The 19,652-nt window shown below is 43.1% G+C and carries 18 protein-coding genes, 1 rRNA gene and 1 pseudogene; 5 read left to right on the top strand and 15 right to left on the bottom strand.

Features of this window, described 5'->3' with window-relative positions:
* Positions 1-25: 25 nt before the first annotated feature.
* Together NSQ76_RS04880 and NSQ76_RS04875 are read right to left on the bottom strand one after the other, a co-directional pair.
* Positions 26-1,574, bottom strand: a 16S ribosomal RNA gene (locus NSQ76_RS04880).
* A gap of 316 nt (positions 1,575-1,890) precedes the next feature.
* A complete protein-coding gene (locus NSQ76_RS04875) occupies positions 1,891-2,769 on the bottom strand; it encodes a nucleotidyltransferase-like protein (protein ID WP_024425790.1) in 879 nt (292 codons plus the stop codon).
* Between the two features lie 189 nt (positions 2,770-2,958).
* Between NSQ76_RS04875 and NSQ76_RS04870 the strand changes: the two genes are divergently transcribed.
* Positions 2,959-3,306, top strand: coding sequence for a YgzB family protein (locus NSQ76_RS04870; protein WP_024425201.1), 348 nt, complete (start codon positions 2,959-2,961; stop codon positions 3,304-3,306).
* A 36-nt stretch (positions 3,307-3,342) separates the two neighbouring features.
* Here the strand turns inward: NSQ76_RS04870 and perR are convergent, their stop codons facing one another.
* Both perR and bcp read right to left on the bottom strand, forming a co-directional pair.
* Entirely contained in the window at positions 3,343-3,780 is a 438-nt protein-coding gene (gene perR / locus NSQ76_RS04865) for a peroxide-responsive transcriptional repressor PerR (RefSeq protein WP_012009347.1), read from the bottom strand.
* 157 nt (positions 3,781-3,937) lie between these two features.
* Positions 3,938-4,405, bottom strand: coding sequence for a thioredoxin-dependent thiol peroxidase (gene bcp / locus NSQ76_RS04860; RefSeq protein WP_056766971.1), 468 nt, complete (start codon positions 4,403-4,405; stop codon positions 3,938-3,940).
* Positions 4,406-4,534: 129 nt separating this feature from the next.
* Here bcp and NSQ76_RS04855 point away from each other — a divergent pair, with 129 nt between their 5' ends.
* Positions 4,535-5,830: a glutamate-1-semialdehyde 2,1-aminomutase gene (locus tag NSQ76_RS04855; RefSeq protein ID WP_024425792.1), complete on the top strand. Its 1,296-nt coding sequence runs from the start codon at positions 4,535-4,537 to the stop codon at positions 5,828-5,830.
* A gap of 247 nt (positions 5,831-6,077) precedes the next feature.
* Positions 6,078-7,151, top strand: a complete 1,074-nt coding sequence (locus NSQ76_RS04850) for an FUSC family protein (RefSeq protein WP_024425203.1) — start codon at positions 6,078-6,080, stop codon at positions 7,149-7,151.
* 228 nt (positions 7,152-7,379) lie between these two features.
* Here the strand turns inward: NSQ76_RS04850 and NSQ76_RS04845 are convergent, their stop codons facing one another.
* From NSQ76_RS04845 to fabL, 10 genes and pseudogenes are all read right to left on the bottom strand, one after another.
* Positions 7,380-8,276 (bottom strand): ABC transporter permease, encoded by an 897-nt coding sequence (locus NSQ76_RS04845; RefSeq protein ID WP_125587596.1) that lies wholly within the window; start codon positions 8,274-8,276, stop codon positions 7,380-7,382.
* A gap of 17 nt (positions 8,277-8,293) precedes the next feature.
* A complete protein-coding gene (locus NSQ76_RS04840; protein ID WP_024425205.1) occupies positions 8,294-9,295 on the bottom strand; it encodes an ABC transporter permease in 1,002 nt (333 codons plus the stop codon).
* Between the two features lie 60 nt (positions 9,296-9,355).
* Positions 9,356-10,942: an ABC transporter substrate-binding protein gene (locus tag NSQ76_RS04835; RefSeq protein WP_125587598.1), complete on the bottom strand. Its 1,587-nt coding sequence runs from the start codon at positions 10,940-10,942 to the stop codon at positions 9,356-9,358.
* Entirely contained in the window at positions 10,917-11,894 is a 978-nt protein-coding gene (locus NSQ76_RS04830; RefSeq protein ID WP_080708071.1) for an ABC transporter ATP-binding protein, read from the bottom strand. The genes NSQ76_RS04835 and NSQ76_RS04830 overlap by 26 nt, the downstream gene beginning before the upstream one ends.
* Positions 11,863-12,885 (bottom strand): ABC transporter ATP-binding protein, encoded by a 1,023-nt coding sequence (locus NSQ76_RS04825; protein ID WP_025093467.1) that lies wholly within the window; start codon positions 12,883-12,885, stop codon positions 11,863-11,865. The genes NSQ76_RS04830 and NSQ76_RS04825 overlap by 32 nt, the downstream gene beginning before the upstream one ends.
* Positions 12,886-12,997: 112 nt before the next feature.
* Entirely contained in the window at positions 12,998-14,740 is a 1,743-nt protein-coding gene (locus NSQ76_RS04820) for an ABC transporter ATP-binding protein (RefSeq protein ID WP_025093468.1), read from the bottom strand.
* A 95-nt stretch (positions 14,741-14,835) separates the two neighbouring features.
* A complete protein-coding gene (gene ntdP / locus NSQ76_RS04815; protein ID WP_024425209.1) occupies positions 14,836-15,366 on the bottom strand; it encodes a nucleoside tri-diphosphate phosphatase in 531 nt (176 codons plus the stop codon).
* A gap of 146 nt (positions 15,367-15,512) precedes the next feature.
* Positions 15,513-15,773, bottom strand: coding sequence for a YgaB family protein (locus NSQ76_RS04810; RefSeq protein ID WP_025093469.1), 261 nt, complete (start codon positions 15,771-15,773; stop codon positions 15,513-15,515).
* Between the two features lie 173 nt (positions 15,774-15,946).
* Positions 15,947-16,096, bottom strand: a pseudogene (locus tag NSQ76_RS04805) (gamma-type small acid-soluble spore protein); the annotation flags it as partial.
* A 75-nt stretch (positions 16,097-16,171) separates the two neighbouring features.
* Positions 16,172-16,924 carry an enoyl-[acyl-carrier-protein] reductase FabL gene (gene fabL / locus NSQ76_RS04800; RefSeq protein ID WP_024425211.1) on the bottom strand — a complete coding sequence of 251 codons (753 nt, stop codon included), beginning with the start codon at positions 16,922-16,924 and terminating at the stop codon, positions 16,172-16,174.
* An 81-nt stretch (positions 16,925-17,005) separates the two neighbouring features.
* Here fabL and NSQ76_RS04795 point away from each other — a divergent pair, with 81 nt between their 5' ends.
* Entirely contained in the window at positions 17,006-17,230 is a 225-nt protein-coding gene (locus tag NSQ76_RS04795) for a hypothetical protein (protein ID WP_003217808.1), read from the top strand.
* On the opposite strand, the gene mutY is transcribed toward NSQ76_RS04795, so the two are convergent.
* Complete coding sequence (gene mutY / locus NSQ76_RS04790; protein ID WP_341052790.1) at positions 17,217-18,317, bottom strand: A/G-specific adenine glycosylase; 1,101 nt, start codon at positions 18,315-18,317, stop codon at positions 17,217-17,219. The genes NSQ76_RS04795 and mutY overlap by 14 nt on opposite strands.
* 192 nt (positions 18,318-18,509) lie before the next feature.
* Between mutY and NSQ76_RS04785 the strand changes: the two genes are divergently transcribed.
* Positions 18,510-19,490: a metal-dependent hydrolase gene (locus NSQ76_RS04785; protein WP_034623275.1), complete on the top strand. Its 981-nt coding sequence runs from the start codon at positions 18,510-18,512 to the stop codon at positions 19,488-19,490.
* Positions 19,491-19,652: the final 162 nt, after the last annotated feature.

Genomic DNA, 19,652 nt, shown 5'->3' with positions numbered 1-19,652 from the left:
CGTACGCTGCTCCATATATCCTTAGAAAGGAGGTGATCCAGCCGCACCTTCCGATACGGCTACCTTGTTACGACTTCACCCCAATCATCTGCCCCACCTTCGGCGGCTGGCTCCATAAAGGTTACCTCACCGACTTCGGGTGTTGCAAACTCTCGTGGTGTGACGGGCGGTGTGTACAAGGCCCGGGAACGTATTCACCGCGGCATGCTGATCCGCGATTACTAGCGATTCCAGCTTCACGCAGTCGAGTTGCAGACTGCGATCCGAACTGAGAACAGATTTATGGGATTGGCTAAACCTTGCGGTCTTGCAGCCCTTTGTTCTGTCCATTGTAGCACGTGTGTAGCCCAGGTCATAAGGGGCATGATGATTTGACGTCATCCCCACCTTCCTCCGGTTTGTCACCGGCAGTCACCTTAGAGTGCCCAACTGAATGCTGGCAACTAAGATCAAGGGTTGCGCTCGTTGCGGGACTTAACCCAACATCTCACGACACGAGCTGACGACAACCATGCACCACCTGTCACTCTGTCCCCGAAGGGAAAGCCCTATCTCTAGGGTTGTCAGAGGATGTCAAGACCTGGTAAGGTTCTTCGCGTTGCTTCGAATTAAACCACATGCTCCACCGCTTGTGCGGGCCCCCGTCAATTCCTTTGAGTTTCAGTCTTGCGACCGTACTCCCCAGGCGGAGTGCTTAATGCGTTAGCTGCAGCACTAAGGGGCGGAAACCCCCTAACACTTAGCACTCATCGTTTACGGCGTGGACTACCAGGGTATCTAATCCTGTTCGCTCCCCACGCTTTCGCTCCTCAGCGTCAGTTACAGACCAGAGAGTCGCCTTCGCCACTGGTGTTCCTCCACATCTCTACGCATTTCACCGCTACACGTGGAATTCCACTCTCCTCTTCTGCACTCAAGTTTCCCAGTTTCCAATGACCCTCCCCGGTTGAGCCGGGGGCTTTCACATCAGACTTAAGAAACCGCCTGCGAGCCCTTTACGCCCAATAATTCCGGACAACGCTTGCCACCTACGTATTACCGCGGCTGCTGGCACGTAGTTAGCCGTGGCTTTCTGGTTAGGTACCGTCAAGGTGCGAGCAGTTACTCTCGCACTTGTTCTTCCCTAACAACAGAGCTTTACGATCCGAAAACCTTCATCACTCACGCGGCGTTGCTCCGTCAGACTTTCGTCCATTGCGGAAGATTCCCTACTGCTGCCTCCCGTAGGAGTCTGGGCCGTGTCTCAGTCCCAGTGTGGCCGATCACCCTCTCAGGTCGGCTACGCATCGTCGCCTTGGTGAGCCATTACCCCACCAACTAGCTAATGCGCCGCGGGTCCATCTGTAAGTGACAGCCGAAACCGTCTTTCATCCTTGAACCATGCGGTTCAAGGAACTATCCGGTATTAGCTCCGGTTTCCCGGAGTTATCCCAGTCTTACAGGCAGGTTACCCACGTGTTACTCACCCGTCCGCCGCTAACATCCGGGAGCAAGCTCCCTTCTGTCCGCTCGACTTGCATGTATTAGGCACGCCGCCAGCGTTCGTCCTGAGCCAGGATCAAACTCTCCGAGGTATGCAGGATGCATATCACACATGCGCTGCTACACGATGTAGCGAACTTAGCATGTGATCACTTCCTGCCTCGCCAGTTTGACTGACTACCTATGAAGTTTCATAGGATTTTTTTATAAAAACTCGAATTAACAGGTACGTTTTGTCTTGTTTAGTTTTCAAAGATCATCTTCGTTATCGCTCAGAGGCGACTTTCTTAATATAACATTTGAGCACCGTGTGCGTCAAGCGTTTTTTAGAATTTCTTTTTGTCAGCTTTTCTTTCAAAGCAACTCAGTTGCTCGTTAGCGACGTTTAATAATATACCATCATAATATTCATGCGTCAATATCTTTTTTCACAAAATATCCTCGATGATAGATTTTTTGTCCCTTTGTCTCAATCGGCTCCACTTGAACAATTCCTTTTTCCACAAAGAAATCAATCATGACGCTAAGGTCAGGCGTGAAATACTTAAGATCAGGATGTGCAAGAAGCTCACCAAAAAGCCATATATCCTTCTGTTCCATGACATGACGCAAATGAGCGGCACCAATTTCTGCTTTTGAATGGATCAAAAAATCATTTGCTAAAAATAAAAGTTCCAAACGTTTATGCAGACTTTCATGGCTTTCAATCAGTTCTGAATAAAGTTTGTATACTTCCGGCTCCATGTGACGCACTTGGTTCCAAACGGTCACTTCTGGGTGGAAGCCTTTATCAATTACTTCAATACGTGCTAAGTGATGCAGGGCATGCACAATGGAATTATATGCATCAAGGAATTGATTTGACTCAAAAAATGCTTTTCCTTCTATATATCTGCGAATGAGCTTGCCATATTCTAAACCGATTTTGAGCTTGCGGTTTGAAAACGGGAATGTACTTAGTTCATCAATTAAGTTGAAGATATATTCATTTCGATCAAACAGGACTTTTCCATTCAAAATCCAATCGATGATTCGGCGGTTAGTACCGAGGGTAATCCATTCCTTTAGTTGATCATCTGTGACAACGTTTAAAGAAGCTGTTTGGTGATCGGATTCATAGTGCTTGATAAATAACGGCTCTTCCGCTTCTTTTACGATGACTAAAAGTGCTGCATCAAAGTTATCCGTCTCAGAAGATACTTTATGTCTTCTTTCTACTATAATCACAGCTAATGTGTCTGGATGGCTTGCTCTCTCTTGATAAATAGGACGGAGAAGATTTTCCATAGTGATTCCTCCAATACTCGGGTGTAAAGTTCTTCTCTAATGCTATGTATTTCTCCTCATAGAATCAAAATTCCTTCAATACATGAAAAAAGATCATTGAATCATTATAAGCAATTTATTCACAAAACTCTATAACTAATTCAAACGGAAAGGTAAAATGTGCTATATTGGAGATAAGGGGGACTAGGGATGGCGAAATACTCCAGTAAGATTAATAAAATCAGAACATTTGCACTTAGTTTGGTTTTTGTTGGCTTTCTGATCATGTATATCGGTGTGTTCTTCAAGGAATCGATCTGGCTGTCGACTTTCTTTATGCTGCTTGGCGTCTTATCGATTGGATTAAGTACAGCCGTTTACTTTTGGATTGGTATGCTTTCTACGAAGGCTGTACGTGTCGTTTGTCCAGGCTGTGAGAAGGAAACAAAAGTGCTTGGGCGTGTGGACATGTGCATGCATTGCAGAGAGCCGCTTACACTTGATCCAGCATTAGAAGGTAAAGAGTTTGATGAATCCTACAATCGAAAAAAGTCATAAAAATAAGCTGACCATTTAAACGGTCAGCTTTTTTCATTAATGATTTTCTTTTTTCGCACATTCTTGACAAGTTCCATAGATCTCCAAGCGATGATGACTGACTTTAAAGCCCGTCACATGGGATGCAAGCTGTTCAACTTCATCAAGGCCAGGATAGTGAAAATCTACGATTTTTCCGCAGTTTTCACAAATCGCATGGTAGTGGTCAGATGTCGCAAAATCAAATCGGCTTGAGGAATCACCATACGTTAATTCCTTTACTAATCCAGATTCCCGGAAGACTCGTAAATTGTTGTAAACCGTTGCGACACTCATGTTTGGAAATTTTCCTTCAAGTGCTTTATATATATCGTCCGCGGTTGGGTGAGTCATAGAATTTACGAGAAACTCCAAGATGGCATGGCGCTGCGGAGTAATTCGAACACCGGTTTCTTTTAGAGCATCTAAAGCGTCTTTTAGTTCGTGAGCAGCCATTTCATCATGCACCTCTCTTCAAAAATATTCTTATATTATAATCTTTATAAATAGTGTACCCCCAGAGCCGAAACTTTGTCAATTACAATCCTCTTTTTTACCTATTCTTCTTTACAAAAAAGACCGGCATGACTGCCGATCTCATCCTGTGAGGATATTAAGCGTGAGCTTTCAATTCCTCAAGTGCTTCCTCTACGTGGTCTTTCACCTTTACTTTTCGCCATTCTTTCACAAGCGTGCCTTCTTTATTAATAAGAAACGTTGAACGCTCGATTCCCATATATTCTTTGCCAAAGTTCTTTTTCAGCTTCCATACCCCAAAGGCTTCAGACAATTTCTGTTCATCGTCTACAAGAAGCAGAAACGGCAAATCATGTTTTTCTTTAAACTTTTGGTGCTTGTCCTGACTGTCTGGGCTTACACCGATAATGACAGCATCTAATTCTGCAAAGCTTTGATGGCGGTCGCGGAAATCACATGCTTCTGTTGTACAGCCTGGTGTCATATCTTTTGGATAGAAATAAAGAACAATATGTTTTCCTTTAAAATCAGAAAGCTTTATTTTCTCCCCGTTGTCACCGGTTAATTCAATGTCAGGTACTTGCTGCCCTACTTCGATTGTCATGACACAATCCCTCCAACCTATTTTTTAATTAGCCTATCCAATTTTGAGAGGATATTCAACTAAGGACGCTTGCATCGGCATGTTAAAATAATGTTAGACGACGTGATACGTTGAGATAGGAGGCTATTTATGAAATTCACAGAATCAGAAAAATTACATCAAGAGGCGCTGGAGCACATTGTTGGAGGTGTCAACAGCCCGTCTCGTTCATATAAGGCAGTAGGCGGCGGTTCACCCGTTGCGATGGAAAGAGGAGAAGGCGCTTATTTTTGGGATGTTGACGGAAACCGCTATATTGACTATCTAGCAGCATACGGTCCAATTATTACAGGACATGCCCACCCGCATATTACAAAAGCCATCACGAAAGCGGCTGAAACAGGTGTCCTTTACGGAACACCAACGAAGCATGAAGTCACTTTTGCTAAAATGCTGAAGGAAGCCATGCCTGCTTTGGACAAAGTTCGTTTTGTCAATTCAGGTACAGAAGCGGTGATGACAACGATTCGAGTGGCACGCGCATATACAGGCAGAACAAAAATCATTAAGTTTGCCGGATGCTATCACGGCCACTCTGATCTTGTGCTTGTGGCAGCAGGCTCTGGTCCTTCCACTTTAGGAACACCTGATTCCGCGGGTGTACCAAAAAGTATCGCCAATGAAGTCATTACCGTTCCATTTAATGATATTGACAGCTATAAAGAAGCATTAGATCGCTGGGGTGATGAAGTAGCAGCTGTCCTTGTCGAGCCAATTGTCGGGAACTTCGGCATCGTAGAGCCTAAGGACGGTTTCCTGCAGCAGGTCAATGACCTCACACATGAAAAAGGCGCACTGGTGATTTATGATGAAGTCATTACCGCTTTCCGCTTTATGTATGGCGGTGCACAGGACTTGCTTCAAGTAAAACCTGACCTCACTGCATTAGGAAAAATTATTGGCGGCGGACTTCCTATCGGCGCTTACGGCGGTAAAAAAGAAATTATGGAACAAGTGGCCCCGCTTGGACCAGCCTATCAAGCTGGCACAATGGCAGGAAATCCTGCATCCATTCTTTCAGGTATTGCCTGCTTGGAAGTGTTAAAAGAAGACGGTGTTTACGAGCGTCTTGATCAGCTTGGCGCTATGTTAGAAGAAGGCATTTTAGCCCATGCCAAAAAGCATCAAGTAGATATTACAGTGAATCGCTTAAAAGGAGCGCTCACAATTTATTTCACAACAGAAACGATTGTGAACTACGAGCAGGCTGAAAATACGGATGGCGAAATGTTTGCCCGTTTCTTCAAATTAATGCTCGCCCAAGGCATTAACCTCGCTCCTTCTAAATATGAAGCTTGGTTCTTAACGATCGCACATACTGAAAAAGATATTTCTGAGACGCTAAAAGCAGTAGATCATGCATTTGCACAGCTAAAACAATCATAATGAAGTCCAAAACAGGCGTAAAAACATGCGCCTGTTTTTTTATTTACCAACTCTTGTTTGTCAAAAGCGTGCGAATCTGTTACATTTCTTCTCAATACCTTCTTTAGATGTTTTCATGAACTTTCAAAAATCACTTGAATATTTCGGAAGACCGCTGTATATTACTTAGTTGTTTCATCAAAATATGAATGATAAATGACGAGTGATCATCTATTATCGAAAAGAAAGGAATGCAGGGACAAAACCAATGAAACTTGGAGCCCGTATTTTAAAAACTGGTATTGCCATTGTACTCGCGCTTTACCTGGCAACATGGCTTGGGTTGCCAACGCCCGTCTTCGCGGGAATTGCAGCTGTATTTGCTATCCAGCCATCAATTTATCGATCTTTTTTAACCATTGTTGATCAAGTGCAAGCCAATATTATTGGAGCAGCGCTTGCCATTACGTTCGGTCTGCTTTTTGGCACAGGACCAGTCATTATCGGTTTAACCGCCGTCATGGTCATCGCCATTAATTTAAAGCTGAAAATTGAACACACCATTCCAATTGCACTTGTAACCGTCATTGCGATTTTAGAAAGTGCAGGGGATCATTTCCTTTCCTTTGCCTTAATTCGAACAGCTACTGTGGTGTTAGGAGTTCTTTCTTCATTTTTAGTGAATTTAATCTTCCTGCCGCCAAAGTATGAAACAAAGCTTGTTCATCACATTATGGAAAATACGGAGGAGATTTTAAAATGGATCCGTCTGACCTCCAGACAGTCTACTGATCATTCCACATTAAAGGATGACATCGATCAAATAAAAGAACGCATGATCAAATTAGATCATATTTACTTGTTATACAAAGAGGAACGAAGCTATTTAAAGAAAACCACCTATGTCAAATCAAGAAAGCTTGTTTTGTTCAGACAGGCCATTATGACATCAAATCGTGCTCTGTATTTACTGAAAAAGCTTCATAAATTAGAAAATGAAATTCATTTGATGCCAGAGCATTTCAGGGAAAGCTTAACGGATGAAATTGATTATTTACTGTATTGGCATGAGCGCACCTTGATGAAATTCGTCGGAAAAATGAAGCCGCAGGACGATGAATTTCAAAATGAATGCTCTCTTCGTCTTGAGACGTTAACGAAATCATTTATTCAGCATCAGCAAAACCAAGAAAATGACTTACTCGATTACAACATGCTGAATGTCATGTCCAGCATCATCGAATACCGTGATGAGCTAGAGCATTTAGATACATTGATTACAAGCTTCCAGACGTATCACCCAAAAGATAGTGAAATCGAGACAGAAGAAAAAGAAGCATAAATAGAAAAGACCGATTCCTAGAATCGGTCTTAAATTGTTGACAAAGAGCTAAAATGATCTTGATTTTAGCTCTTTGTCTTCTTTTCAGCGTGACCTGAAAACCTTTGCAGTCTAGGAAGAACGAGTACCGGAGCGGAGCGAATTGAGTATTCGTGAGCACCGGCACGCAGGACTGACACCGAATGTGAGGGTTTGCCCGCGCGCTGAGACCGATTCTGAGAATCGGTCTTATTTTATTTTCTTCATTTTAGGATCTAGTGTGTCTCTTAATCCATCCCCCATCAGGTTAAAGCCTAAAACAGTCAGCATGATCGCTATTCCTGGGAAGATTAATGTCCAAGGGGCTTGAACGAGATAAGGTCTTGCGTCGGCGAGCATTTTCCCCCATTCTGGACTTGGCGCCTGTGCCCCCAATCCTAAAAAGCCTAAAGCGGCTGCCTCAATAATTGCCGTTCCGATCGCTAGCGTCGCCTGTACGATGACCGGCACCATACTATTTGGCAGGATGTGGCGCAGAACGATGCGGCGGTGTGACATCCCCACCGCCTTTGCTGCCAGCACGTATTCTTCTTGTTTAATACTCAGCACTTTTGAACGAACGAGCCGTCCAAAGGTTGGGACATTAATAATCGCAATGGCAATAAGGGCATTTTGTAAGGAGGGGCCTAGGATGGAGACAATAGCAATCGCTAATAGAATGCTAGGAAAAGCAAGTAAAATATCAAACAATCTGGAGATCACAGCATCTAACACTCTTCCGCCATAGCCTGCTATCAATCCAAGCAGTGTGCCTAAAATGACAGACCCGAGGACCGAGAAAAAACCGACCCATAAGGAAATCCGTGCTCCATGCACAACTCTTGAAAATATATCTCTGCCGAAATCATCCGTACCAAACCAGTGTGCAGCTGAAGGGGCACTAAATCGCTCACCGAGTGATTGTTCATTGATTCCATAAGGAGCAATGAGCGGTGCAAAGATCGCTAGGATCAGAAATAAAAAGACAATCACACTGCCAATGACCGCCAGCTTATGCTGAAAGAACTGCTTCATCGATTCAAGAATCAATGATTGAGAGCGTTCATCTTTTGGCTGAGGTGGTTCAAGCTCTTTTTGTGCTTCCATATTGTCACTCTCCCTCCCTAATATTTAATCCTTGGATCAATGACCGCATACAAGATGTCCACAATGAAATTGATCAGGACAAATATAAGCGCAACGACGAGAATACCTGTTTGAATGACTGGGTAATCACGATAACTGATGGCATCATATATATACCGCCCGATTCCCGGCCAAGCAAAAATGGTTTCTGTTAAAATCGCTCCACCAAGCAAGAGGCCCGTCTGAAGACCAATAATCGTCAAGATCGGAATGAGCGCATTTTTCAGGCCATGCTGATAAATGATAAAAAATGAGCGTACTCCTTTTGCTTTTGCTGTTCGAATAAAGTCGGAATGAAGCACTTCCAGCATACTTGCCCTTGTAATTCTCGCAATAATCGCAGCAGGGATTGTGGCGAGTGCTGTACTTGGTAAGATCAAATGCTTGATGCTGTCAGCGAATTGATCAAACCGGCCTTGTAAAAGCGTGTCCAGTGTATGAATATACGTGATCGACTCCACTGGATTCCTTACGTCTTCTCGGCCCGTTGTCGGCAAAATACCTAATTCGATCGAGAACAGCCACTGCCCCATTAAGCCTAACCAGAAAATTGGCATGGACACTCCGATGAGTGCAATAAACATCGCGGCATAATCAAAGAAAGAATGCTTAAACCAAGCACTGATGATTCCGGCATTCACTCCCACAACAATCGCCAGCACCATGGCAAAAAAGGTCAATTCTAACGTCGCAAATAAGTAAGGCTTCATTTCCTGGGCAATAGCCGCTCCTGTTCGAATGGAAGTCCCTAAATCCCCTTTTAAAAGGCCAAGCATATAATGACCGTATTGAACGTACCATGGCTGATCTAAACCGAGCTGGATCGTTAATTGTTCTACAGCCTCTTTCGTTGCCCGCTGTCCTAAAATGACCTGCGCTGGATTTCCAGGTATAAAACGAATAATTGAAAACACGACCAATGTCATTCCGATCAGTACTGGGATGAGCATTCCTGCCCGCTTCATACAATAAGCAAACAAACAGCTTTCACCGCCTTTATCTTTGTTTGATAAGGGAGATACATGATCTCCCTTATTTGCTTATTCGAAATACACGTCAGTTAAAGCTTCTGAACCAGTTGGATGCGGCTGATAGCCTTTTAAATCATTAGAAGCGGCAAGCATTGGAATCGAATGCACCAATGGAATCCAAGGCGCTTCGTCATGAATGATTTCCTGCGCTTTTTTATACAGCTCATTTCGTTTCTTTTGATCTGTGTCTGTTTGCGCTTCAATAAGAATGTCATGCATTTTATCGTTTTCGAAGAATGTATAGTTGTTACCGCCAATGCTGTCTTTGTCCAGCAGTGTGTAAATGAAATTATCAGGATCACCATTGTCCCCTGTCCAGCCTAATAAGAACACATCTGCTTCCCCTTTACTTGCTTTATCTAAGTAGGTTGCCCAGTCATATGTGACAATTTCTGCTTTGACGCCGACCTTTTCAAAATTTGACTGAATGACTTCTGCTACCTTCATCCCATCTGGCATGTATGGACGTGGTACAGGCATTGCCCAAAGTTTGATGCGAAAGCCGTCAGGGAAGCCCGCTTCTTTTAATAGTTCTTTCGCTTTTTCTGGATCATACGGATATGGCTCAATGTCGTCATTGTAGCCTTCTAAAGCTGGCGGCAATGGATTTTTTGCTGGCTCAGCAAGTCCGCCATAAAATGACTCAATAATCGATTCTTTATCGACCGCATAATTGAGTGCCTGACGAACGAGCTTGTTATCAAGCGGCTTTCTTGTGACGGTCAGTCCGATATAGCCTACGTTCATCGATGGTCTTTCAATAAGCTGGAGTGCTTTGTCGGTTTTAATGCCATCTAAATCTGACGGATTCACGCCATCCATTAAGTCGATCTCGCCTGTTTTAAGGGCATTTAAACGAGCAGAATTTTCTGGAATGGAGCGGAAGATGATTTGATTCAGCTTTGGTTTATCCTTCTGCCAATAATCCTCGTTTTTTTCTAACACGATACGGTCGTTTTGCTTCCACTCTTTAAACTTAAATGGTCCTGTCCCCACTGGATTTTCTCTAAATGAATCACCGCTTTTTTCAATAGCCGCTGGACTGGCAATGCCAAATGGTGACATAGCAATGTTTTTGAGGAATGTTGCCTGCGGGCGCTTTAGCTGAAATTCAATTTCATGCTCGCCTTTGACGATGATGTCTTTAATGACATGCCCTTTATCTTTTTTATAGCCGCCAAACATACCATAGTAAGGAAACTTTTCTGCGTCTCCATTCATCCAGCGTTCAAAATTGAATTTCACTGCTTCTGCGTTAAAGTCTGTGCCATCGTGAAATTTCACACCTTTTCTTAAGTAGAACGTGTATGATTTTCCGTCCTTTGCAACATCCCATTCTGTTGCGAGGCCAGGATGGATGGTCGTGTCTTTCTCACCGTAATTCAAAAGCTTTTCAAATATATTCTCTGTGACCTTGAAGGTTTCGCCTTCTGTTGTTGTGATTGGATCTAGTGAAGTGGAATCTCCCCCTCTGCCAAATACGAGGGTATCTTTTGTTGCCTTTTCTTCTGATGTCGGTGAAGACGAGCATCCCCCTAAAAAGAGCGCCAGTGCCAGCACAAAAATGAAACTACTGAATAACCATGTCTTCTTCATTGTGTTCCTCCTTTTGATATAAATAACACGCGGCCGCGTGCCCCGGTGCCTCCTCATACAAAGCAGGAACTGCTTTCAGGCATTTCTCCCATCTCTTTGGACACCTTTTGTAGAAAGGACAGCCGCCGCGTTCCGTCATTGTGGTCTCTTCTGCTGCCACATCTTGCGCCTCTAGTACGTGATCCATATGTGGAATGGATTTCAGAAGCAGCGATGTATAGGGATGAAGCGGGCTGTGAAACACATCCTCGGCAGGCCCCATCTCCACAATGCGCCCAGCATACATGACGGCGATCCGATCGCTCATATACCTGACAACCCCAAGGTCGTGAGAAATAAACAAATACGTCAGAGAAAGCGTCTTTTGTAATTCAAGCATCAAATTCAAAATTTGCGCTTGAACGGATACATCTAAAGCCGAAACTGGTTCATCGGCAATGACAAGACTTGGGTGCGTAATAAGTGCTCTTGCGATACCGATACGCTGCCTTTGTCCGCCGCTGAATTGATGCGCATAACGTTCCCCGTAGGAAGGATCAAATCCAACAATGTGCAGCATCTCTTTTACCCGTTTCCGTCTTTCTGCTTTCGTCCCATGCTGATGGACAATCAGCGGTTCCTCTAAAATATCTTTGATTTTCATTCTCGGATTTAAAGAAGCATATGGATCTTGAAAGATCATTTGAATATCTTTTCTTAAAGAACGCATGTCTCGTTCTTTTAGAAGGGTGATCTCCTGCCCTTTTAATTGAATAGAGCCTGACGTCGGTTCAGTCAATCTCATTAGGCTTTTGCCAAGTGTTGATTTACCGCAGCCTGATTCACCAACAATGCCAAGCGTTTCTCCTTCCTTCACGTGAAAGGACACTTGATTTAAAGCCAAAGTCGATTGTTTATGTTTAGAAAAAAAAGCGGCTGTGTCATACCGTTTTGTCAGCTGATTCACTTGCAAGAGTGGGTGACTCAGTGTCTTCTCCTCCTTCCATTAGAAAACATGCCACGCGATGATTCTGTTCAATGGATTGTAAGGCTGGATCTTTTTCAAGACATTGCGCCATTTGATATGGGCAGCGTGGTGCAAATTGACAGCCGGACCGGATGGCCCCTGGCTTAGGCACATGACCTGCAATAGAGATGAGTTTTTCTTTTTTCTCTTTAAACGATGGAACTGAGGCGAAAAGACCTTTCGTGTAGGGATGCAGAGGTTTTTGAAAAATACGGTCAACGGTTCCTTCTTCTACAATTCGACCGGCATACATAATCATGACTCGCTGGCATATTTGCCGCACGACACCTAGATCATGGGTAATAAATAAAATAGCAGTGTCCATTTCTTCGTTTAGCTTTTTGAGCAGACGAAGGATTTGCGCTTGGATGGTGACATCAAGTGCAGTTGTCGGTTCATCAGCGATCATGAGCTTTGGGTGACAAAGCATTGCCATCGCAATCATGACTCGCTGGCGCATACCGCCTGATAATTCGTGTGGATATTTTTTAAGTAACGATTCCGCTTGCTTCAACCCAACTGTTTCAAGAAGATCAACCGCCTTCGCTTTTGCTTCTTTTTGACCGATTGCTTGATGTGTGAAAAGGGCTTCCGTCATTTGTTTGCCGATGGTCATTAATGGGTTCAGAGAGGTCATTGGCTCTTGGAAAATCATCGAAATGTCATTTCCTCTTATCTCTCGCCACTGTTTCTCTGAAAGTGACAGCAGATTTTGCCCTTCGAAGTGAACCTCGCCCGTTGTATCGGTTTGCTGATTCAATCCCATTAATGACATGCTTGTGATACTTTTCCCGCAGCCAGATTCGCCCACAATCCCTAATGTTTCTCCTTTTTGAATCGAGAACGATATGTGATGGACGATGGGCACTTTTTGCTTTTTCTGCTGAAACGCAATGGACAGCTGTTTGACATCTAGCAGCACGTCTTGTTCTTTCACATATTCACCACCCCGTCATACTTTTTAAAATTGTATTGAGACAAGCTGGGAAATATGTCATGTTTTTGACAAGCATAAAAAAGCCTATCCGCTAGAATCGGATAGGCTTCTACTAATTTAATGTTTGAATGGTAAATAAATGACGATAGTGGCTGTCTTGATTCATTAATTCTTCGTGTGTTCCCTTTTCCACAATTTCGCCTTGTTCCATGACCACAATTTGGTCAGCATGTGTAATGGTCGATAGTCGGTGTGCGACAATAAAAGTTGTGCGATCCTTCGCCAGCTTTTGCATCGCTTCTTGAATGTAATGCTCACTTTCTAAATCAAGTGCAGACGTCGCTTCGTCTAAAATCAACAGCGGTGGATTTTTAAGAAATACCCTTGCAATGGAAATCCGCTGTTTTTGTCCGCCTGACAGCTTCACGCCCCGTTCTCCTACTTTCGTGTCATATCCTTCAGGAAGAGACATAATAAAATCATGGGCGTTTGCCGCTTTTGCAGCCGACACGATTTTTTCAAAAGATGCTTCAGGGTCACCAACCGCAATATTTTCTTTAATCGTGTCACTGAATAGGAATGTATCCTGCAGCACCATTCCGACTTGATTTCGAAGGCTTCTTGCTTTGTACTCTTTTATATCAATGCCGTCAATTTCAAGTGACCCGTTTGTGACATCATAAAACCTTGGAATTAAGCTGACGAGTGTCGACTTCCCTCCACCGCTCATTCCTACAAGGGCAACTGTTTGTCCTTTTTCTACTTTCAAGGAGATGTTGTGCAGAATCTCTTCCTGCGTGTGTTCATAACGAAACGACACATTTTTAAACTCTACCTCTCCTTTTAAATGATTGGCTTCTTTTGCATTCGGCCGGTCTGTGACCTCATATGGCTCATCAATAAACTCAAAGATCCGATCCATTGATGCAACGGACTGAGTTAACGTCGTGGATGAGTTAATGAGACGGCGAATCGGATTGTACATCCGGTCAATATAGCCGACAAAGGCGATCATGGTTCCGATCGACAGCGATCCGTTAATTACTGTATAACCCGCAAATGCAATGATTAACAGCGGTGCAATGTCAGTGATGGTATTGACGACAGCAAATGTTTTGGCGTTCCAATTCGTATGGTTGATTGCTTTGTTTAAGAAATTTTTGTTTTCATCATGAAAATTCTCTTGTTCATATTCTTCAATCGCAAAGCTTCGAATGACCGGCATTCCTTGTACCCGCTCATGCAGGTGCCCTTGCACTTCAGCCAGCGCCTGTGACCTCTCTTTTGTCAGCTTACGAAGCCGTCCGTAAAAATACTTTACTGCAAACGCGTATAGCGGAAAAATAATGACAGACACGATGGTGAGCTTCAGATCCAGTGTACACATAATAGCGATCACGATCAGTACAGTCATCATATCCAGCCAAATGTTCATGAGCCCTGTGATGACAAATTCCTTTGTCTGCTCCACATCGTTGATCACTCTTGAAATAATTTCTCCTGTTCTCGTGTTGGCATAATAACGAAGACTTAGCTTTTGAATATGCGAGAACAGCTTCTCCCGAATATCAAACAATACCTTACTGCCTGTCCACTGTGCGTAGTATTGTCTATAGTATTCAACAGGCGGCCTCAACACTAAAAATAATACGAGCATGATTCCCATTATGATCAGTAGAGTTGATGTCTTTTCTTCAGCTGACCCCGAGCCTTGAATGACATCATCAATGACGTACTTTAAAAGCAGAGGCAAGGTTAAGGGAATCGAGAACTTAATCATTCCGATGACCATTGTCAATGCAATCTGTTTTTTATACGGTGTTACAAAAGCCATGTAGCGTTTAATGACCCCCATGTAAATCTCCTTCCCAATCTATCAGTGCCTCTTATCCGTACGCAATCAAAAACCTGTTAGCCTAAAAAGCCAAACAGGTTTTTTGATGCTCTTGCTTATTTTGTATAATGTAAAAAACGTTCATACCACATATCCACAAATTCAGGAGCAAACGGACCTTTCCGCTGGTGAATCCAATGCAGTAATGTATTCAGATGCTCTCTTAAGATACTATCGATTTCTTTTGGATAATTCATCTGCCTCTTATGATCTGCATATTCATCCTCATCCAAAATATTGTACGTCATGTCTGGAAAGACTTTGACGTCTAAATCGTAATCAATATACTTAATTGCCTCATCATCTGTCGCAAAAGGAGAGCTGATGTTGCAGTAATAATATACCCCATCATCTCTAAGCATCCCAATTACATTAAACCATTGTTTTGCATGGAAATAGCAAATAGCCGGTTCTCTCGTCATCCAAGTACGGCCGTCGGATTCAGTCACCATTGTACGGTCGTTTGCACCAATGATACACAATTCCGTTGCTTTCAGAATGGTGGTTTCATTCCAAATCCTGTGGATCAAGCCATTATGTTTATAGCTTTGAATTTGGATGGTTTCTCCTTCCTTGGGATAGCCCATATTTTCTCCCTACTTTCTATAACAAACAAACCTAACAGTCCAAAGACCTAATTTCCCAACTAAACATGTCTCTATTATATTATACCGTTACATCATTAAAAAATGAAATGAAAAAGCCATTCAACCCAATTGAACGGCACACTGACTTACATCACGCTAGAACTCTTTTCCATCTGTTTATATGAGCTGATGACCTCTTCTGTCTGTTTTGTAAACAAGGTTTGCACTTTTTGCAGTTCCTCACGTTTCTGTTTGATCTGATCACAAAGCCTATGCCACTCTTCTTTTTTTTCATCCTGCAGCAATTGTTTTTCTGTTTCTAAGCATAGATCGAGTTCTCCCTGCACATCGAGCAGCTGATCCATGAGCTGCATTTGTTCTTTTACAAGCTGATCGAAATCAGACATCTAACTCCTCCCTTTTCATCGAATCCACTTTTTGTCTGTATACCATTTCTTGAAAGAAGGAAGAAATCCTTTGACTGTTTATGTAGAGGTTTTACAGGTTTTGTCGGATGGTGGTGAGAGCAAAAAGAAAAGCACTTCATTCGTATATGAAGTGCTTTCCTTTGTTTCAGTGATTAGCTGTTTTGTTGTTTGTTTTGCTCAGCTTTTTGGTTGTATTTTTTTACTTGCTGTGCGTCAGTCTCACTAGCAAATTCAGTACCAAATTGACCGCCTTGTGCAGAAGCTTGGTTTTGTTTCTTCACTTGTTGCGCGTTTGTTTTGTTTTGTTGTTGATCCATCATTATCACCTCCACGCACATTAATTTGTGCAGAAGGTGTACATCCTATTCATGATTTTTTTAAACAAGCAAAGAACGTCCGCCATCCACAATAATCGTCTGACCTCTAATCATGTCTGCTTTGCCTGATACAAGGAATTCTACACTGTCGACCATGTCTTTAATTTCCACCATTCGGCCGGCAGGTGTATTTTTCTTCGCATCTTCTAAAAGCTCTTCACGGTTCGGGAAGTGCTTGAGTGCATCGGTATCGATCGCGCCGCCTGATACAGCGTTAACGACGATATTTTTTTGTGAAAGCTCTACAGAAAGGTAACGTGTCAAAGCTTCTAGTGCTGCTTTTGATACGCCGACTACTGTGTAATTTTCAAGGTAGCGAATAGAGCCAAGAGAGCTAATGCTGACGATATGTCCGCCACCGTTTTTCTCCATTAGTTTCGCAGCTTCTTGTCCGCAGAATAACAAGGCTTTCGCATTGATATTCATCGTCCAATCCCAATGATTTTCTTCAAGATCCATAATTGGCCGCTGAACACCTGATGCCGCGTTGTTCACAAATACATCTAAACGGCCAAAAGTTTCATCAATTTGTTGAAACATGTCTTTGATTTTCTCAGGCTGGCCTACATTGGCTTTGACAACCAATGTTTTAACGCCCATCGCTTCAATTTCTTCCGCTGTTTCAAGTGCGGCTTTTTTGCTTCTCGCATAGTTAATGACAATGTCATATCCTTTTTCAGCGAGGCGAAGGGCTACTTCTTTCCCTACTCCTCTGCTGCTTCCTGTAATTAATGCACATTTACGTTGACTCATTATGGTTCATCTCCTGATTTGAATAGTTTTCGTTCATTCGCTTCACACTAATAGGAAAGTTCCTATTAGGAGGTTACATTCATGTATGTCGGACGCGATTTAAGCCAGCTTGGCATGATGTCCAAGGATCAATGGAAAGATACTGAGCTTGCTTACTTTCATCATGCTTTCCAACAAATTTTACCTTATTTGAATGAAGAAGGGCAATCTAAGTATCGAGAAATCATTTCTGAAATCGAAGACCGCGGGGGTCTGCACCGAAATGAAGCTGATTATACCCACGGTACAACGGTTAAATATGACTAGGCTGCTCAAGTGCCAGCTTCCAAATTTTTTGGTGTGAGACTGGCAAAGCATATGCCTCAAATTCTTCTGTTGTGACTTTTTTCAGCTTCGTGTCATCAGATACAGAGGTAACTCGTCCAAAGAAAACAGAAATATTCCAGATGAGGTGGGTAAATACATGCTGAATGGTGCCTTCTAAATCACCAAGCTCCGCTTGTACACCCGCCTCCTCTTTTAAGAAATCAATCAGCTGCTCTTTTTCCGTTTTTCTTCCCTTCATGGTTTCCATGTTAGGGAATTCCCATAAATTCGCAAGAAGGCCTGTACTTGGCCGCTTATGAATATATAGGTTGCCTGCGTCATCAAATAACACCGCTGCTGCCATTGATTTTGCAGTCGGCTTTTTCTTTTTGCTTTTCACTGGAAGCTCATGCTGAACGCCTTCCTCGAATGCCGAACAATGCATGTTCACAGGACAAATGAGGCAGGCAGGGGATGTTGGGGTACAAATGAGCGCACCAAGCTCCATCAACCCTTGATTAAATTCTGACGGCTTTTCCCGGGAAATGAGTTGATCGACCGCAAATTCGAAAATATTTCTCGTTTTTGGTTTTGCAATATCATCCCATATGGACAAAATACGAGAAATGACCCTCATCACGTTGCCGTCTACCGCAGGATACGGCTTGTTATAGGCGATACTCAGCACTGCGCCGCTCGTATACGGGCCTACACCTTTGAGCTTTGAAAATTGCTCTTTCGTATCAGGGACAACGCCACCGTAGGATTCATATACTTCTTTCACAGCTGCCTGTAAATTACGCACTCGTGAGTAGTAGCCAAGACCTTCCCATGCTTTCATGACCTTTTCTTCATCAGCTAAAGCGAGATCTTTCACCGTCGGGAATTGCTCCATAAACCGGTTGAAGTACGGAATGACCGTATCTACTCTCGTTTGCTGAAGCATCACTTCTGATACCCAGACGCGGTATGGATCTTGATTTTCACGCCATGGCAATGTTCGTTGTTCTTTTTCATACCAATCAATTAAATCATGCTGAAAGCCCGCAATATCTTTGCGGTCCAGCTTTTCTTGAATGTCTTTCATATCTATACTCCTTCTCATTGGACCGAGGGCTAACGTTCTGAATAGAACCTTATTTGTTGTATACTGTTTGTAGATACGTTAACATGTTACATTAAATCGGGATAAAGCAAAAGTGATTTTTGCACATAGTCTTGATTGGAGACGTATACTTTGTATGATTGTTCCTAAGCATGACAACTAGGAGGTAATCAATTGGACACTGGTACTCATGTAGTAATGGGCATTTCTCTTGGGGGACTTGCACTTTTAGATCCAGCCGTCAGTGCAGATCCACACATGGCACACGCCGTGATGATCGCGACCATCGCCGGCTCCCAAGCACCAGACATTGATACTGTGCTAAAACTAAAAAATAATGCGGTTTATATAAGAAATCACCGAGGATTTACACATTCCATTCCGGCTGTACTGTTTTGGTCATTGCTGATTCCGGCTGTGATTTTCCCATTTGTGCCCGGGGCGAATTTACTTCACCTTTGGTTATGGACACTATTAGCCGTTGTCCTTCATGTGTTTGTCGATATTTTCAATGCATACGGCACGCAGGCCATTCGTCCATTTTCGAAGAAATGGGTAGCGCTAGGGATCATTAATACGTTTGATCCGTTTATCTTTTTTACACACCTTGTCGCCATTGTCGTTTGGGCGATTGGCGGACATCCCGGCTATACGTTTATTACGCTGTATGCCGTGATTTTCTGTTACTATATCGTCAGGGTCATCATGCAGCTTCAGATTAAACGTCAGCTGCGTGCACGATTCGATGAAATTGAAGAGATTATTATTTCGCCTACAATGAAGTTCAGACAATGGCGCATCGCCGTGAAATGTAAATCCTCTTTCCATGTTGGGCGCAGCATGAATGGAGAAGTCGTCATTTTAGACACCTTTAACCGTGTGCCGGTCCCTGACACCGAAATTATGAAAATTGCCAAACAAGATGAAAACATTTCAGCCTTTCTCTCCTTCTCCCCTGTCTACCGGTGGGAAGTGGATAAATACAAGGATCATTACGAGGTGCGGTTCATTGATTTGCGCTACCGCAGCAAAGGTCACTATCCTTTTGTCGCAATCTGCCATATCGACATGGACCACCAAATCAAAAATTCCTATACCGGCTGGATTTTCAGTGAAGAAAAACTGCAAAAAAAATTAAGACTCGGCTCTGTGTGAGCGAGTCTTTTTTTGTTGTGTAGGGCTTGGATTTAGGTGGAAAGTACATTATTTTGATTATTCATTTGTGTAGATTTTGAAATGGATAGGTATTTGACTTTATATAATTTGCAGAAATTGTGATCTATGCACTCATGGAGATTGCGATTGATGACGCTGCGT

Source organism: Bacillus sp. FSL M8-0256 (genome assembly GCF_038005765.1).
Classification (GTDB): domain Bacteria; phylum Bacillota; class Bacilli; order Bacillales; family Bacillaceae; genus Bacillus; species Bacillus safensis.
The sequence above is the reverse complement of the archived record's forward strand: the minus strand, read 5'-3'. Positions and strand labels throughout refer to the sequence as shown.

Excerpts from the sequence above, each read along its gene's own strand:
- NSQ76_RS04875 (WP_024425790.1), bottom strand. The coding sequence starts at position 2,769 with ATGGAAAATCTTCTCCGTCCTATTTATCAAGAGAGAGCAAGCCATCCA.
- NSQ76_RS04870 (WP_024425201.1), top strand. The coding sequence starts at position 2,959 with ATGGCGAAATACTCCAGTAAGATTAATAAAATCAGAACATTTGCACTT.
- perR (WP_012009347.1), bottom strand. The coding sequence starts at position 3,780 with ATGGCTGCTCACGAACTAAAAGACGCTTTAGATGCTCTAAAAGAAACC.
- bcp (WP_056766971.1), bottom strand. The coding sequence starts at position 4,405 with ATGACAATCGAAGTAGGGCAGCAAGTACCTGACATTGAATTAACCGGT.
- NSQ76_RS04855 (WP_024425792.1), top strand. The coding sequence starts at position 4,535 with ATGAAATTCACAGAATCAGAAAAATTACATCAAGAGGCGCTGGAGCAC.
- NSQ76_RS04850 (WP_024425203.1), top strand. The coding sequence starts at position 6,078 with ATGAAACTTGGAGCCCGTATTTTAAAAACTGGTATTGCCATTGTACTC.
- NSQ76_RS04845 (WP_125587596.1), bottom strand. The coding sequence starts at position 8,276 with ATGGAAGCACAAAAAGAGCTTGAACCACCTCAGCCAAAAGATGAACGC.
- NSQ76_RS04835 (WP_125587598.1), bottom strand. The coding sequence starts at position 10,942 with ATGAAGAAGACATGGTTATTCAGTAGTTTCATTTTTGTGCTGGCACTG.
- NSQ76_RS04820 (WP_025093468.1), bottom strand. The coding sequence starts at position 14,740 with ATGGGGGTCATTAAACGCTACATGGCTTTTGTAACACCGTATAAAAAA.
- ntdP (WP_024425209.1), bottom strand. The coding sequence starts at position 15,366 with ATGGGCTATCCCAAGGAAGGAGAAACCATCCAAATTCAAAGCTATAAA.
- NSQ76_RS04810 (WP_025093469.1), bottom strand. The coding sequence starts at position 15,773 with ATGTCTGATTTCGATCAGCTTGTAAAAGAACAAATGCAGCTCATGGAT.
- fabL (WP_024425211.1), bottom strand. The coding sequence starts at position 16,924 with ATGAGTCAACGTAAATGTGCATTAATTACAGGAAGCAGCAGAGGAGTA.
- NSQ76_RS04795 (WP_003217808.1), top strand. The coding sequence starts at position 17,006 with ATGTATGTCGGACGCGATTTAAGCCAGCTTGGCATGATGTCCAAGGAT.
- mutY (WP_341052790.1), bottom strand. The coding sequence starts at position 18,317 with ATGAAAGACATTCAAGAAAAGCTGGACCGCAAAGATATTGCGGGCTTT.